19 protein-coding genes are annotated in these 14,110 nt (G+C 67.2%); 6 read left to right on the top strand and 13 right to left on the bottom strand.

Features of this window, described 5'->3' with window-relative positions; translation table 11 throughout:
* The first annotated feature begins 24 nt into the window (after positions 1-24).
* Together EPL04_RS02475 and EPL04_RS02480 are read left to right on the top strand one after the other, a co-directional pair.
* Positions 25-789 (top strand): NAD(+)/NADH kinase, encoded by a 765-nt coding sequence (locus EPL04_RS02475; RefSeq protein WP_134669114.1) that lies wholly within the window; start codon positions 25-27, stop codon positions 787-789.
* Between the two features lie 61 nt (positions 790-850).
* Entirely contained in the window at positions 851-1,291 is a 441-nt protein-coding gene (locus EPL04_RS02480; protein ID WP_134669116.1) for a DUF7313 family protein, read from the top strand.
* A 389-nt stretch (positions 1,292-1,680) separates the two neighbouring features.
* Here EPL04_RS02480 and EPL04_RS02485 read toward each other — a convergent pair whose 3' ends face one another.
* The 10 genes from EPL04_RS02485 to EPL04_RS02530 all read right to left on the bottom strand — a co-directional run bounded on the left by EPL04_RS02485 (position 1,681) and on the right by EPL04_RS02530 (position 8,319).
* Positions 1,681-1,935, bottom strand: a complete 255-nt coding sequence (locus EPL04_RS02485; RefSeq protein WP_134669117.1) for a DUF7314 family protein — start codon at positions 1,933-1,935, stop codon at positions 1,681-1,683.
* Positions 1,928-2,260, bottom strand: a complete 333-nt coding sequence (locus EPL04_RS02490) for a DUF7315 family membrane protein (protein ID WP_134669119.1) — start codon at positions 2,258-2,260, stop codon at positions 1,928-1,930. Before EPL04_RS02490 ends, EPL04_RS02485 begins: the two co-directional genes overlap by 8 nt.
* Positions 2,261-2,278: 18 nt before the next feature.
* A complete protein-coding gene (locus EPL04_RS02495) occupies positions 2,279-3,061 on the bottom strand; it encodes a cytochrome bc complex cytochrome b subunit (protein ID WP_134669121.1) in 783 nt (260 codons plus the stop codon).
* A 6-nt stretch (positions 3,062-3,067) separates the two neighbouring features.
* Complete coding sequence (locus EPL04_RS02500) at positions 3,068-3,862, bottom strand: cytochrome b (protein ID WP_134669122.1); 795 nt, start codon at positions 3,860-3,862, stop codon at positions 3,068-3,070.
* Positions 3,863-4,714 carry a ubiquinol-cytochrome c reductase iron-sulfur subunit gene (locus EPL04_RS02505; protein ID WP_134669124.1) on the bottom strand — a complete coding sequence of 284 codons (852 nt, stop codon included), beginning with the start codon at positions 4,712-4,714 and terminating at the stop codon, positions 3,863-3,865.
* A 3-nt stretch (positions 4,715-4,717) separates the two neighbouring features.
* Positions 4,718-5,104: a DUF7318 family protein gene (locus tag EPL04_RS02510; protein ID WP_134669126.1), complete on the bottom strand. Its 387-nt coding sequence runs from the start codon at positions 5,102-5,104 to the stop codon at positions 4,718-4,720.
* Positions 5,105-5,106: 2 nt separating this feature from the next.
* Positions 5,107-5,775: a plastocyanin/azurin family copper-binding protein gene (locus tag EPL04_RS02515; RefSeq protein WP_134669128.1), complete on the bottom strand. Its 669-nt coding sequence runs from the start codon at positions 5,773-5,775 to the stop codon at positions 5,107-5,109.
* An 85-nt stretch (positions 5,776-5,860) separates the two neighbouring features.
* Entirely contained in the window at positions 5,861-6,700 is an 840-nt protein-coding gene (locus EPL04_RS02520) for a DUF7319 domain-containing protein (RefSeq protein WP_244605523.1), read from the bottom strand.
* 66 nt (positions 6,701-6,766) lie between these two features.
* Positions 6,767-7,429: a DUF7504 family protein gene (locus EPL04_RS02525; protein WP_134669130.1), complete on the bottom strand. Its 663-nt coding sequence runs from the start codon at positions 7,427-7,429 to the stop codon at positions 6,767-6,769.
* A complete protein-coding gene (locus EPL04_RS02530) occupies positions 7,426-8,319 on the bottom strand; it encodes a GAF domain-containing protein (protein WP_134669132.1) in 894 nt (297 codons plus the stop codon). The genes EPL04_RS02525 and EPL04_RS02530 overlap by 4 nt, the downstream gene beginning before the upstream one ends.
* A 110-nt stretch (positions 8,320-8,429) precedes the next feature.
* On the opposite strand from EPL04_RS02530, the gene EPL04_RS02535 reads away from it, so the two are divergent.
* Complete coding sequence (locus EPL04_RS02535) at positions 8,430-8,915, top strand: DUF7321 family protein (RefSeq protein WP_134669134.1); 486 nt, start codon at positions 8,430-8,432, stop codon at positions 8,913-8,915.
* A 46-nt stretch (positions 8,916-8,961) separates the two neighbouring features.
* Here EPL04_RS02535 and EPL04_RS02540 read toward each other — a convergent pair whose 3' ends face one another.
* On the bottom strand, positions 8,962-9,165 hold the full coding sequence (locus EPL04_RS02540) for a hypothetical protein (RefSeq protein WP_134669136.1): 204 nt from the start codon (positions 9,163-9,165) through the stop codon (positions 8,962-8,964).
* A gap of 83 nt (positions 9,166-9,248) precedes the next feature.
* Positions 9,249-9,935 carry an endonuclease III gene (nth, locus tag EPL04_RS02545; RefSeq protein WP_134669137.1) on the bottom strand — a complete coding sequence of 229 codons (687 nt, stop codon included), beginning with the start codon at positions 9,933-9,935 and terminating at the stop codon, positions 9,249-9,251.
* Positions 9,936-10,201: 266 nt separating this feature from the next.
* Here nth and mvaD point away from each other — a divergent pair, with 266 nt between their 5' ends.
* The 3 genes from mvaD (at position 10,202) to EPL04_RS02560 (ending at position 13,499) form a co-directional block, all read left to right on the top strand.
* A complete protein-coding gene (mvaD, locus tag EPL04_RS02550; protein ID WP_134669139.1) occupies positions 10,202-11,182 on the top strand; it encodes a phosphomevalonate decarboxylase MvaD in 981 nt (326 codons plus the stop codon).
* An 83-nt stretch (positions 11,183-11,265) separates the two neighbouring features.
* Positions 11,266-12,672 carry an amidohydrolase gene (locus EPL04_RS02555; RefSeq protein WP_134669141.1) on the top strand — a complete coding sequence of 469 codons (1,407 nt, stop codon included), beginning with the start codon at positions 11,266-11,268 and terminating at the stop codon, positions 12,670-12,672.
* Positions 12,673-12,752: 80 nt separating this feature from the next.
* Positions 12,753-13,499, top strand: coding sequence for a proteasome assembly chaperone family protein (locus EPL04_RS02560; protein WP_134669143.1), 747 nt, complete (start codon positions 12,753-12,755; stop codon positions 13,497-13,499).
* Positions 13,500-13,812: 313 nt separating this feature from the next.
* On the opposite strand, the gene EPL04_RS02565 is transcribed toward EPL04_RS02560, so the two are convergent.
* Positions 13,813-14,007, bottom strand: coding sequence for a hypothetical protein (locus EPL04_RS02565; RefSeq protein WP_134669145.1), 195 nt, complete (start codon positions 14,005-14,007; stop codon positions 13,813-13,815).
* Between the last annotated feature and the right edge of the window lie 103 nt (positions 14,008-14,110).

Raw genomic sequence — 14,110 nt, forward strand, 5'->3', positions numbered from 1 at the left:
GCACGCCGCGCAAGGGGCAAGGTGATGGTTAGGGCTCACGAGCGGGGAGTCGGGCGACTCGGCGTCGTCGGCGAGGGATCCGTGGCCGACAGCGTCGCGGCCGCGGCCGACACCAGCGACGCGACCGCCGTCCGGGGGTCGGCGGCCGAACTGGTCGGGACCGACCTCGACGCGATCGCCGCGGTCGGCGAACCGGCGGTGGTCGCGCTGGTCCGGGCCGGAGTCACGACGCCCGTCCTCCCGGTCGGGGCCGGAGACGGCTACGGCGCGGTCCCCGAACCGGACGCGGTCGCGGGGGTCGAGTCCCTGCTCGACGACGGGTTCGAGACCGACTCCCGGACGGTGCTCGGCGCGTCGGTCGACGGCGACCCCGTCGGGCGCGCGGTGGCCGACGCGATGCTGGTCACCAGCGAGCCGGCTCGCATCTCGGAGTACGCGATCCGGTCGGGCGGCGAGTCGGTCGCGAGCGTCCGGGCCGACGGCATCGTGGTCTCGACGCCGACCGGCAGTCCCGGCTACGGTCGGAACACGGGCGGCCCGCTGCTCGAACCCGGCGGGGGCGTCGTCGGCGTAGTCCCGATCGCCCCGTTCGCGGTGAACGTCGACCACTGGGTGCTCGACGTCGCGGAGCCGATCTCGCTGACGGTCGAACGCGACGACGGCGAAGTGGAGTTGCTCCTCGACGGCGAGCGCGCACGCGCTGTCGCTCCGAGCGCGCGGGTCGATATCGTCGCCGACGACGCGGTCCGACTGGCTCGGGTGCCCGAGTCACGGCGGTTCTTCGGGTGAGCGCCGCGATCGCTCGCGGCGATGGAAAGGATATAATACGCCGCCTTCACGAATATCTAGTATGCAATCGCTGTCGATGTTCGGACCGGTGGACGCCGTCGTCGCGCCCGTCATCGAGTACGTGGTGCTCGCGCTGGTGCTGGTCAACATGGGGACGCGGCTGTTCGCGTACCGCGGCTACCGAAAACAGGCCCAAACCGACGACCACGACGACGAACTGAGCCGCAACGTCGTCCACGAGGTGTCGAACGGCGTGCTCGTGCTGGCGTCGTTCTACCTCCTGACGGTACACCACCACGCGGGGATGGTGATGTCGGCGCTCGTGCTCGGGCTGTTCATCGCCGACTTCTTCGAGTTCGAGGCCCGGGAGGTCGAACTCAGGAAGGGCGAGCGGCTGAGCAGACCCAACGGCGCGCTCACCGCGTCCGCGCTCGTGTTGCTCTACGCCGGCTACCAGAGCTTCTTTTATCTCATCGAGCCGTACTGGAGCGCGATCGTCTAACCGGTTGGGTTCTCGACGCCGCCGACGCCGAACCGCGTCGGGGCGGCTCCGTTTCTACGTTCTCATCGGCGCTGTCTTTCGCCGAGCAGTCCTCGTTCTGACGAGACCGACTCGCTCGTCTCGCCGCCGTCTCGACGCCGACGCTCGGCGCGTGAGGGCGTCGGTGCGGACGCTCGCAAGTGGCTCGGTCGAGTGATCGTCGACAGCGCGAGGAGTACAGGGCCGGCACGCTCCGGAAGACCTGACCGGACCCTCGGGCCTCGCGCACACGACGGCGGGCCGAGACGACCACGCCGTCCGGCCTGAAGCCTACGGCCGTGAGCGTGGCTCGGGCCCGAAACGGCGACGCTACCGGGCGTCGAAATCGTCCGCCAGAACAGACCGCGACCTCACGTCGAGGCTTCTCGAAGCTGTTTGAACGCCGGGATCAGCACCCAGAAGGTCAACACGCCCAGAATGATGAACCAGAACAGTCCCGCGCGGAGCGCGATCGCGGCCTCGCCGTACGCCCCGAGCCCCTCGGGGATCTCCCCGACGAGCTGGGTGTCCTCGAACCCCGGCGTGGTGTACCAGCCCGACAGCACCATCCAGAGGAGCCCGCCACCCGTGAGGATGCCGAGTCCCTTGATGAATTCGTCAGCCATTGTTTGATGGTTCGTCGGAGCCGTCTTTAGGTTTTCCCATTCCCTCGGCGCGGAACCGGGTCGAGAAGGCGTACACCACCGCCCCTGCGGCGATCATCACCACTCCGAGGATGGCCAGCGGGACGTCGGCCTCCGCGATCGAGAGGCGCGCCCGCTGGGTCGCGGTGTCGAGGACGATGAATCCGCCGACCACGAATCCAACGGCGAACATCGTCGAGAAGACGGTCACGACCTTGTACAGCTGGAGCGGGACCACGACCTCGCGGGCGCTTGCCTCCGGGTCGGTGTCGGTGTCGGTGTCGGTGTCGTCGATACTGGAATCCATGAAAGGTGACCGAGTCCGTTACTTCGGCGGCCGAAGCCGGTAGTACCGGCGGTTGAGGTCGTACATGTACCCCTCCTGCATCGACTTCAACACCGCGTACGAGACCGCACCCGCCACGATGGGTAGCAAGAACGTGAGGTCGAACAGCAGGTGGGGGTCGATGAGGTCGCTGATGATGTTCTTGACCGACAGCACGCTGATGGTGAACGCGAACACGACGCCCGAGACGCCGACGCTCGCCCAGAACGGCTGTTCGACCGGGCGGCGCGCGCTCCCCTTGTTCAGGAACGGGACGATCGCGATGAACCCGACCACGACCACGTTGGCGAGCACGCCGTAGGTACGGTCGGCGAACAGCTTCTCGCCGCCGAGGATGGCGAGTTCGGGGTTGAGCGGGCCGAGCTTTAGCAGTCCGAACGACCAGTAGAGATACCAGTCGGGCAGGATGATCGCCGGCGTCGAACTCGGGTCGGCGGGCGGGCCCAAGTGGGGCGGGAGCGTCGCCGACAGGAACACGATCATGCCGACGAAGAAGCTCGTCAGCGAGAGGTTCCGGATCATCTCGTGGGGCCACGTCGGGAACGCCAACACGTCGCGCTCGACGTAGCTGGACTCCTGTCGGAGGTCCTGGTCCTCTCGGCGCGAGCGCTCGAAGTACTCGTAGGTCAGCCGCGAGAGACCCTGTCTGCGCTCTTTGCGCTCGCTCCACGTCGGCGTCTCGTCGTCGGGCGGGACGATGCCCGTGCCACCGTCTGTCTGTGCTTCGCCGCTTTCGTCGGTTTGTGATTGGTCGTCTGCCATGGTTGATTAGTGGGGTTCGGCGATGCCCTGAATCCACACGATCGCGATGTGGACCGCGATGATCGTAGTCACCACGAACGGGAGCAAGAAGACGTGGATGATGTACATCCGCTGGAGCGTCGACGCCCCGAGGCTGAAGCCGCCGAACAACAGCTTGGCGACCCACTCGCCCGCGAGGGGGATCGAGAGGCTCATCTCCACGCCGATCTGGCCCGCCCAGAACGCGAGCTGGTCCCACGGAAGCAGGTAGCCCGTGTACCCGAACACCATCGTGAGACTGATCAGGATGATCCCGATGATCCAGTTCAGCTCGCGCGGTTCCTTGTACGCCCCGGTGAAGTAGACCCGGAGCATGTGGAGGAACACGGCCGCGACCATGACCTGGGCCGACCACCGGTGGATCGACCGGAGCATGAACCCGAAGTTCAGGTCGGTCATGATGAACGCGAGCTGGTTGTACGCCAGTGACGGATCGCCCTCCGTGCCCGGTGCGTAGTAGAACCCGAGCAGCGCCCCGCTCAGGGCGGCCACCACGTACGCGATGGTCGAGAAGCTCCCGAGCGCGTACAGGGGGTACCAGTACCAGAACTTGTTGTCGAGGTTGTACTGCTCGGTGTGGCTTTTCGGCATCTGGAGGTTGACCCGGTAGTAGAGGGTCTCCAGGATCTCGAGGTAGTCGACGATCCGAAAGCGCCGGTCCATCCAGACGAGCGTCGTCAGGAACACCGACTCTACCGGCGTGAGATCCTTCTCTTTCATCCACTCGCCGTGGTCGTACTCGTCTTTGCGCTCGAGACTCATCTAGCTGTCCTCCGGGATCGGAAGCGCGGCGAACGATTTCTGGACGATGCTGAACGGGTCGTACGCCGACTGGTGACACTGACAGTAGATCTGGTTCTCGGCTTCGGCGCTGGCGGAGCCGGCGAGGCCCTTGAACGTCGGCACGCAACAGAAGTGCGTGCACTTGTTCAGGTTGGCGATGAAGCCTTCTTCGGTGCTGGCCGAGAGCCACTCGTTGTCCTGTGCCATCTCCTCGACGCGGGTCGAGCGGATGACCTGAACCGGCAGAATCTCCGAGGAGGAGACGTCCTCGGAGCGCCACTTCGCCTGCGCGGGCTTGCCGAGGCCGTCGTCGCCGATGCCGTTGCCCCACGTCTCGTAGTCGCTGAAGTCGTCGACGTGGATCTTAGCGCCTTCTTCCATCTCGCTGTTCTGCCAGTCGTACTTCGAGTTGCCGATGTACCGGAAGTAGTTGTCCTGATCGGCGTCGGGACGGACGCCCGCGTTCGTCTGGACCCCGCAGTACTGGTACCACGTTGAGGAGTAGGTGGTGCCGCCGAGTTCCATCTCCGCGACGGTGATCTCGGAGCCGTTCTCGAGCGTTATGGTCTCGGGTTCGGGCCAGATGCCCTTGAGATACCCCTCGGAGTCGACTTCCAGCGGGATCTGGGGCATCGCCCGCGGCGCGGGGCCGGCGGTGTTCTCGACGCCGTAGAAGTCGACGATCCCGCCGCCGCCGCCGGTCGGACCGGTGGCGGAGTCGATCCCCACAGCGGTCGCGGTGCCGACGCCCGCGAGCGCCGCGCTCCCGACGACTCCTTTCACGAAGCGACGCCGCCCTGTGCTCTCTGGATATTTATCGTCTGCTGACATGATTTATCGTTTGTAGTACGGATACACTGCGCGCTTGAACTGGTCCCACGCGTCGCCGACCGTGTCGACGCCGTCCTGCTGATCTTCCCGGATGTAGAGGTCTTCCCACTTGCGCCGGCGCTTCTTGACGATCATCACGTCGGGGAGGAACTCCTTGCGGTAGAGCAACAGGATGAACGCGAGGTCGATGAAGATGACCGCGAGGACCGACCCGAGATACATGTTGCCGATCCCGGTGTACCCCCAGCCGTCGATCAGGCCGTACGTGAACAGACCCACGAACACGATCTCGACCACCGTCAGCAAGACGATGGCGATCGCGGCGGCCGTGCTCTCTCGGGGCGGTTCGTAGCGGTGAATGTCGCCGTAGGTCGAGCCTGTGGATGACATCGTCAGTTACCTCCCTCGGTGTGTGGCGACTCGCCGTACTTCACCACGAAGAACGTGTAGACGAGCGATACGATGATCATCAGGATGGTCGCGATGCCGACGAAGTGAGCCTGAATCGGGACCCCCATGTGTTCGGGGTCCTGCTCGGCGGCCGCGCCGCCACCGCCGCCACCGCCGCCACCTTCTTGGACCGTGATACTCCCGACCATCCCCGCGCTCCGGTGGGGCGTACAGTAGTACTCGTAAGTGCCCTCGACGGTGAACGTGTGGCTGTACTCGTGGCCGGTGTTGTACGTCTCGCTGTCGCCGCCTTCGGTGCCGTCCCAGTCCGCGCCCTCGGGCTGGCTCGATCGGACCACGTTGTGGTTGTCCGAGTCCCAGACCCACCGGACGGTCGTCCCCGGCGCGATCGTCAGTTCGGCCGGTTCGAACACGAGGTCGCCGCCGGGGCCGACCGTGACCTCCTGGGTCGGTCCGCCGCCGGCCGCGCCCCCGCCGGACTGAGTCCCCTCCGCGGTCCCGTTGGCGGTCGTCGTCATCGTCTCGTTTCCGGAGGCAGTCGTGGTGTCACCGGCGGACGTGGTCGTCTCTTGTGCGCCCGCAGTCGCCGCTCCCGCGGCAGTTCCGCCAGCAACACCGCTGGCTGCCGTCAGAAAGTCCCGCCTCTTCATACAGTTCGAACTCAGGGCAGGACTTGCTTAAAGCCACCGATGCCGCCGGACGGGAGTTTCGGCCGCGAGCCCGGCCAGCGAGGGCTCAGTTGCCGTCTCGGGGTTCCGACGAGACGCCCGCGTCGTTCGGCCCGACCGGGGCGTCGCCGGTCGCCTCCTCGGCGTCCTCGTCGGGGAGGAACGCGGGGCGCTCGCCGTCTTCGACCCCGACCGCCCGGAGCCGGTTGCGGTACTCCTCGGATCGGAACCGATCGGAGAGACGCGCGTTCGCGACCAGCAGGAAGACGAACCCGCCGAACAGGAGGAAGCCGAATCCGGCGACCCCGGCGACGAGCGGGAGCGCGAGCGGAACCCAGGCGACCAGCAGTGCCACCCCCGCGAGGAGGTGGACCGCCGCGATGATCTGCATCAGTCTGTTGCCGAGTTCGCCCGATCCCTCCGGGACCTCGGTGGGCTCGGGAAGCGCGCCGCCCTCGGGCGGGTCGGGGACCTCGTAGCTCTCCATCGACGCGAGCGCGATTGACGGCTTCACGTCTCGGAGGACGGTCCCGCTGCCCTCGACGGTGCCGTCGGGGTAGACCACCGCGTACCCCTCGTCGGAGTATGCGAGCAGTTGGTCCTCGCCGTCGCGCTCGATGCGTTCGGTGACCGCGAACACGTCTCGCTTGGCGACCCGGGTTTCGAGGTCGGCCGCCACGCGGTCGAGGAGCCGTTCGCCGGTGATCCACGAGTCGTGGTCGAACGCCGCCTCCCACTCCTCGTAGGACATCTCGGCCATGTCGCGGGGGCCGAACTCCTCGAAATCGTACTTCTGCTCGACCTCGTCGCGGAGTTCGGCGCGGTCGTCGGTCTCGGGGACCGATCGGTCGCCCGCGCTCTCGCCGGGCGGGTCCTCGCGCGACGACTCGCTCTCGGGGTCGGCCATCGGTCGATGGTTGGGTTTCGAGCGGCTAAACGCTTCTGTCTCGGCGAGGCTGGTCGGGACGGTCGATCAGAACTCGGTCCACGTCGCGGGCTGGCCGCCGAGCCCCCTGACGCGGAGTTCGGACGTGCCGTCGGTCTCGCGGACGTCGATTCGGCCGTCACACAGTTGCGTGATCGTGTTGACCACGCGCTCGTCCTGCGTGGTCGAGTCGATGAGAAACACGCCGAGGCCGTCGCTGGCGGCGATGCGGCCGCCGAGAGTGTGGACGAACCGCGAGACCGTCTGGAGGTCCGAGTACATCAACAGGGTCGAGACCGAGTACAGTCCCGCCCGGACGCGGTCGGTCGCCTCCTGGTACAGCGACTCGTAGAGCCCCGAGAACTCGATCCCGATCCCGGTGAGGTCGCTGGGGTTCGACACCGTCGCCATCCGGACCGGGAGGTCTTTCGGGCCGTGCTGGTCGCTCAGGCAGTCGAGGAGCCCGAACTTGCTTCGGTCCAGATCGGGACACAGCCGATCGCAGTCGCCCAGCAGTTTCTCGCAGTGTCTGTTGGTCGAGACCATCAACATCCCCTCGGCCGCGTCGTTGCCCCGGGTGACCAGTCGGAGCGCGAGGTCGCGGGCGCCGCCCATCGTCGACCCGGCCACGAGGATGTTGGTCCCGGGGTCGACCGCCGCGAGCGGGAGGTCGGGGCCGAACTCGTAGGGTCGATCCGAACTGCGACTCATCGCGTGTCACCTCCCGCGTCGTCGTCGTGAAGTTCGATCAGTCGCATCGCGACGGTCGAGAGCGTCCGGAGGTACGCCCGATCGTCGTCGTCGAAGCTCCGGGGCTCGTCGTGGTAGACACAGAAGGTCCCGATCGTCTCGCCCGACGGCGTCGTCAGGTCCGCGCCCATGTACGACCGGATCCCCATGGATTCGAGCGTCTCGTTGTCCGCGAACCGCGGGTCCTCGGCGACGTTCTCGATGACCGTCACCGAGCCGTCGTCGACGATGGTGTAGGTGCAGATGGCGTCCTCGCGGTCGGTGGGCGTCCAGTCGGCGCCGTGACAGACGAGAAAGTCCTGTTGGCTCTCGTCGATGATGTTGATCGACGCCGTCGAGACGCCGTAGTGGCGCGCGGCGAGCGAGGTGAGTCGCTCGACGTCGGCCCGCAGGTCGTCGGCGTCGAGGTCGTAGCTGTCGAGCGCGGCGAGCCGAGCAGACTCGTCTTTCGGGAGCGGGTAGGCGGTCTGGGTTCGGAACCGCGCGGTCGCGTCAACGAGTCGCGCGAGCCGCACGCTCGCGGTCTCGGCGCTCTTGTCGACGTACTCCACGACGACGTCGTCGGGGGCGTTCGCCACGACCGTCTCGCGGTCGACGGCGGTGTGAAGCACACACCCCGTGTCGGGGGCGATCTCTCGGATCCGCGAGACGAGCTCTAGCCCGGTGCCGTCGGGGAGGTCGTACTCGGTCACGACGCAGTCGGGAGCGTGGTTCCGACACGCCGCGACGGCCGCCTCGATCGAACCGGCGGCCACGAGCGCGGCGTCGTCGATAGCCGCCCCGAGGCGTTCGAGCGTGGCCGCACGCTCCGACTCGTCGGGGTCGACGCAGATCGCGGTGAGTTCCGGCATGTCAGTCGGTCGTACGTGACGACTGGGTGGAAGGGAATTAACTCTGTCGCCGCGAGCCCGCCGGAACCGCTTTCGGGTCGCTTAACCGCGCTCGCTCCTAACCGCCGCGCATGGTCAGCGACGCGATAGTTGCGAGCGCCGTCGCCATCCTCGTCACCGCGAGTCTCCCGTTTTACCTCTACGGCGCGTGGTACATCCTGAATCAGGAGACGGTGACGTGGGACGTGCTGGTCCACCACCTCAAGTACATCGCGGTGGGCCTGACGCTGACGACGGTCCCCGTCGTGACCTGGATGGCGCCCCGCTTTCTGAATCAGGTCGGGGGGTTGACCGCGCTCCACGTCTTCCTCGGCCTCCAGGCGTACGCGATGCTCGTCCTCGCGCTGACCGGCATCGTCCGCATCTTTCAGGTCAAACACCGCCACGACCTCTACGAGGACCCCGAGACGGACGTCGACATCGACGAACTCCACGAGAACATGGGCGCGTGGCGCGCCCGCCTCCGGATGGGCGTCGCCGGCTACGTGGTGTTCTGGTTGCTGGCGTGGGTCGTGGGCGTGGCCCGCTACCTCAACGAGTACGTGCTGTACGGGTGAGAGCTCCTCGCCCCGCCTTTCTCGTCGTCCGCGAGCGACCGCGGCGTCAGGACGGAGTCGGGCCGCCGGTGCGACCGTTCAGGTACGCGCCCACGAAGGCGACCCCGACGAGCGCGAACGCGCCGACGATCCACGGCCCGATCGCGCCCGGCCACTCGCCGGTGACCTCGCGGACGACGACCGCGAGCCCCGCCGAAGCGAACGACAGGACGCCGACGACGAGATACTCCCGGATCGTTGTCTTCCCCATTGGTGTCTCTCCGGTAACGGGACGACGGCACAAGTAACGTGTGCCCGACGAGGGGCCAAGTCGAGCGAGACGGCCCGGGCGGCCTACGCCCACTTCTCGCCGCTGGCGAGGTCGACGTCGCCGTCGAGCTTCGAGGACGGACAGACGTCTTCGAGGACGCAGTCGGCGCAGTCGGGGTTGCGCGCGGTGCAGGTCGCCCGGCCGTGGCTGATGAACAGGTGGGTGTACTGTTGCCAGTCGTCTTCCGGGACGATCTCCATCAGGTCCCGCTCGATGGCCTCCGGTCGTTCTTCGTCGGTGATGCCGAGCCGTCGGGAGATACGCTGGACGTGGGTGTCGACCACGACGCCCTCGACGACGTCGTGGCCGTGCTGGAGGACGACGTTGGCGGTCTTGCGCCCGACGCCCTTGAGGTCGGTGAGCTCGTCCATCGTGTCCGGGACCTCGCCGTCGTGCTCGTCGAGCATCAGCTGGGCCGAGGTCTTGATGTAGTCGGCCTTGCTGTTGTGGTAGGTGATCGAATTGAGGTCTTCCGAGAGCTCGTCGACGTCGGCGTTCGCGTAGTCCTCGACCATCTCGTACTTCTCGAACAGATGGGCGGTCTCCTTGTTCACGCGCTCGTCTGTACACTGCGCCGAAAGGATCACGGCGACGAGGAGTTCGAGCCGGTTCGAGAAGTTCAGCGAGATGGTCGAGTCGGGGTAGGCGTCGTAGAGGCGGTCGAGGACCTCCTCGACCTGCGCCTCGCGCGTGTCGAGTTGCGTTCCCATACTGTCGTGGTGGGGTGGGCGCGGTTTGAATCTTGTTCGTCGGCCCCGAGACGCGGCGTCGAGAGGTCCGTTTGGAACGCCGAGCGACCGGGTCCGTCTCGAACGTCGAACGATCGTTCCGAACGCGAGGAAACGAGCCGAGCGTCACTTCGACCGGAGTGTGAGAATAACAACACCAACCGCCATTCGAACACGCTCACTAACCGCCGTTCGCTCCCGACCGACGTTCCGAGAGTTTTAACCGCCGACCCCACACCTGTCCACGCATGAAGGCGACCGCGAAGGCCCACCCGATCCAGGGCCTCGTCAAGTACCACGGGATGCGCGACGAGCAGCTCAGGCTCCCGTACCACGACTCGATCAGCGTCTGCACCGCACCGAGCCACACGAAGACCACCGTCGAGTTCGACCCCGACCTCGAGGGCGACACCTTCGTCGTCGGCGGCGAGCAACTGGCCGACCACGAGGCCGACCGGGTCGCGAGCGTCGTCGCTCGGGTTCGCGAGCTCGCCGAGGCCGACCACGCCGACTACCCGGTCCGGCTGGAGAGCGAAAACTCCTTCCCGTCGAACGTCGGGCTCGGCTCGTCGTCGTCGGGGTTCGCGGCCGCGGCGCGGGCGCTCGCCGAGGCGGCCGACCTCGATCTCACGCTCCCCGAGATCTCGACCATCGCGCGCCGGGGGTCGTCGTCGGCGGCCCGCGCGGTCACCGGCGGGTTCTCGGACCTCCACGCCGGGCTCAACGACGAGGACTGCCGGTCCGAGCGCCTCGACTCGCCGCTCGAAGACGACCTCCGCATCGTCGCGGGGCTGGTGCCGGCGTACAAAGAGACCGAACACGCCCACCGCGAGGCCGCCGACAGCCACATGTTCGAGGCCCGACTCGCCCACATCCACGACCAGCTCGCGACGGTCCGGGACGCGCTCCGGGCCGGCGACTTCGACCGGGTGTTCGAGACCGCCGAGCACGACTCGCTGTCGCTGGCGGCGACCACGATGACCGGGCCCTCCGGGTGGGTGTACTGGAAGCCCGAGACCATCGAGATCTTCGACGCCGTGCGCGAACTCCGAGAAGAGGGCGTGCCGGTGTACTTCTCGACCGACACGGGCGCGAGCGTCTACGTCAACACGACCGCCGACCACGTCGACCGCGTCGAGGACGTCGTCGCCGACTGCGGCGTCGAGACGATGGTCTGGGAGGCCGGCGGTCCCGCCGAGATACTCCCCGAAGACGACGCGCTGTTCTGAGATCGGCCCCGTTCTCCGTCCGCCGCCGGGTCCCGCCTGCCGGTGGGCGAACGCTTTTGTCGACGCTCGGACAGAGCTAACGCATGCCAAAGCGAGAGCTGTTCGAGACGATCGAATCCGAACGCGAGCGACTCCGTTCGGTCTCCCGAGAGATCTGGGAGACTCCGGAGGTCGCCCTGCAGGAGACCGAGTCGAGCGAGCGCCTCCAGTCGGTGCTCCGCGAGGAGGGCTTCGACGTCGAGGCGGGCGTCGGCGGCATCGAGACCGCGTTCGTCGCCCGCTACGGCGACGAGGACCCCGTGGTGGGGACGATGGGCGAGTTCGACGCGCTCCCCGGTCTGAGCCAGCGGCCGACCGCCGAGCGCGAGCCGATCGAGGAGGGCGAGCCGGGCCACGGCTGTGGTCACAACCTCTTCGGCGTCGGGAGCCTCGGCGGCGCGCTCGCGGTCAAGCGCGCCATCGAGCGCGGGGACCTCTCGGGGAGCGTCGTCTTCTTCGGCACGCCAGCCGAGGAGGCCGGCGGCGGCAAGGTGTACATGGTCCGGGACGGCGCGTTCGACGACGTCGACGCGGTCGTCTCGTGGCACCCCGGCTGGTACAATGCCCCCGGGAAGGGGTCGTGTCTCGCGGTCGACTCCTTCGAGTTCGCCTTCGAGGGCGAGTCCTCCCACGCCGCGGCCGCCCCGGAGGCGGGCCGGTCGGCGCTCGACGCGGTCCAGTTGCTCAACACGGGCGTCGAGTACATGCGCGAACACGTCCCCGACGCCGCCCGGATCCACTACGTGATCACCGAGGGCGGCGACGCCGCGAACGTGGTCCCGCCCCAGGCCAGCGTCGAGTATCTGGTCCGGGCGCCCGAGCGCGAACAGGTCGAACGCATCAGCGAGTGGGTTCGGGACGTCGCCGAGGGCGCGGCCCTGATGACCCAGACCGACCTCGACACCACCAAGACCAGCGGGATGTACGGCGTCCTCCCCAATCACGCGCTCGGGGACGCCATCCGGGAGAACATGGCGGACGCGGAGTTTCCCCTCGACGACGAGCAGGCCGCGTTCGCCGCGGAGCTCCGGGAGACGCTCGGCGACGTCGACGGCGCGCTCGCACAGCTCCCCGAAGACCGCCGCGAGGAGGCCGACGACGCCGCGATGTTCACCCAACCGATCGACGCCGTCGACGAGGGCGTGACGGGGTCGTACTCGACCGACTCGGGCGACGTGTCGTGGAACGTCCCGCTCGGTCGGTTCCAGGCGGCGACGTGGCCGGTCGGCACGCCGGCTCACTCGTGGCAGGCGGTCGCGGCGGGCGCGGATCTGGGCACCGGCGGGATGGAGTTCGCCGCGAAGGTGATCGCCGGAACGCTGTACGACCTGCTCGACGACGACGAACTGCTGGCCGAGGCCCGGGCGGAGTTCGAGGACCGCACCGCCGACGCGGAGTACGACTCTCCGCTCCCCGAGGGGGCCGACCCCTACGAGCTCGTGAACCGATAGCCCGCTCGACCGCGCCGTCCGTGCGACGCGCCAGCGAGCCGGCCCCCTCCTTTATGCGCTCGCTGGTCCAATGGGCCGGTATGGCGCACGTCACCGTACACGATGAGGACGTCGATCTCGACAGCCCGACGATGGTCGAAGGACTGCCGGGCGTCGGGCTGGTCGGCAAGCTCGCGACCGACCACCTCGTCGAGACGCTCGATATGACCTACTACGCCAGTCTGGAGTGTGAGGGCCTGCCGCGCATCTCGGTCTACGAGTCGGGGAGCCGCGAGGTCCGCCCGCCGGTCCGGGTGTACGCCGACGCCGACCGGGACCTGCTCGCGCTCCAGAGCGACGTGCCGGTCTCGGCCTCGGCGGCCGCGGACTTCGCGAACTGCGTCACGGAGTGGCTCGACGACAACGACGCCACGCCGATCTACATGAGCGGGCTCCCCCGCGAGAAGGAGGCCGACCGCGTTCCGTCGCTGTACGGGGTCGCCACCGGCGACGGGGCCGGACGGCTCGACGACAACGACATCGGCCGCCCGAGCGAGCGCGGCGCCGTCAGCGGCCCGACCGGCGCGCTCCTCCACGAGGCCGGCGTCCGCGGGTTCGACGCGGTGGGACTGGTCGTCGAGAGCGATCCGCAGTTCCCGGATCCGGAGGCCGCCCACATCCTGATCGAGAACGGCATCGCGCCGCTGACCGGCGTCGAGGTCGCGACCGAGGACCTCGTCGACCGCGCCGAGGAGATCAGCGACCAGAAAGAGCAACTCGCCCAGCGGATGCAGGAGGCCGACCCCGACGAGAGCTCGCAGGCCCAGCCGCTTCGGATGTTCCAGTAGAACCTTTTGCTGTGGGCGCGGCACGAGCGCCGCGCCCTTGCAAAACGTTCATGAAAACCGCCGGGAGAGCGAAGCTCTCCCGAGCCTGCGTTCGCTTTGCTCACGCAGACGCCGTCACCGCCTCACGAGCGCCTGCGGCGCTCGTTCGACGGTTCCTTGGTCCGCTCGCTCACCGTTCGCTCGCGGTGTGACCTCTACGTCCCCATAGAGTTTCGAATCTGCGCTGGCTGGTGAAAAATACCAGTCGATAGTATTACATTTTTTTATTCAGAACTTCCAGTGTAACCCCGGATAGATGCAGAGGGTGTATCGGTCACGTCGAACTCTCGTTTGGTGTGAATAGCCGCTGGATTCCGAAGTAAAAAACAGGTATCAATACTCCAGTCAGAACGACTCCTACGACGACTGGGAGAATACCTGTTGGGTCGGGGCCAACGACAAAGGAGACGGTGAATCCGAGGAAAAGAGCCACAATGATGGATATAGCCGTTAGTACAATAGAGTTCATATCTCCACTTTCTATTGGAGAATCAATAAGAGTGGTGTCCCTTGATTCTCTCTGAACAAGTCGTGACCGACTCGCACCACGTATCGAGCAAAACCACGGAGTC

Origin of the sequence: Halorussus marinus, assembly GCF_004521895.1 — an archaeon.
In the GTDB taxonomy this organism is placed as follows: domain Archaea; phylum Halobacteriota; class Halobacteria; order Halobacteriales; family Haladaptataceae; genus Halorussus; species Halorussus marinus.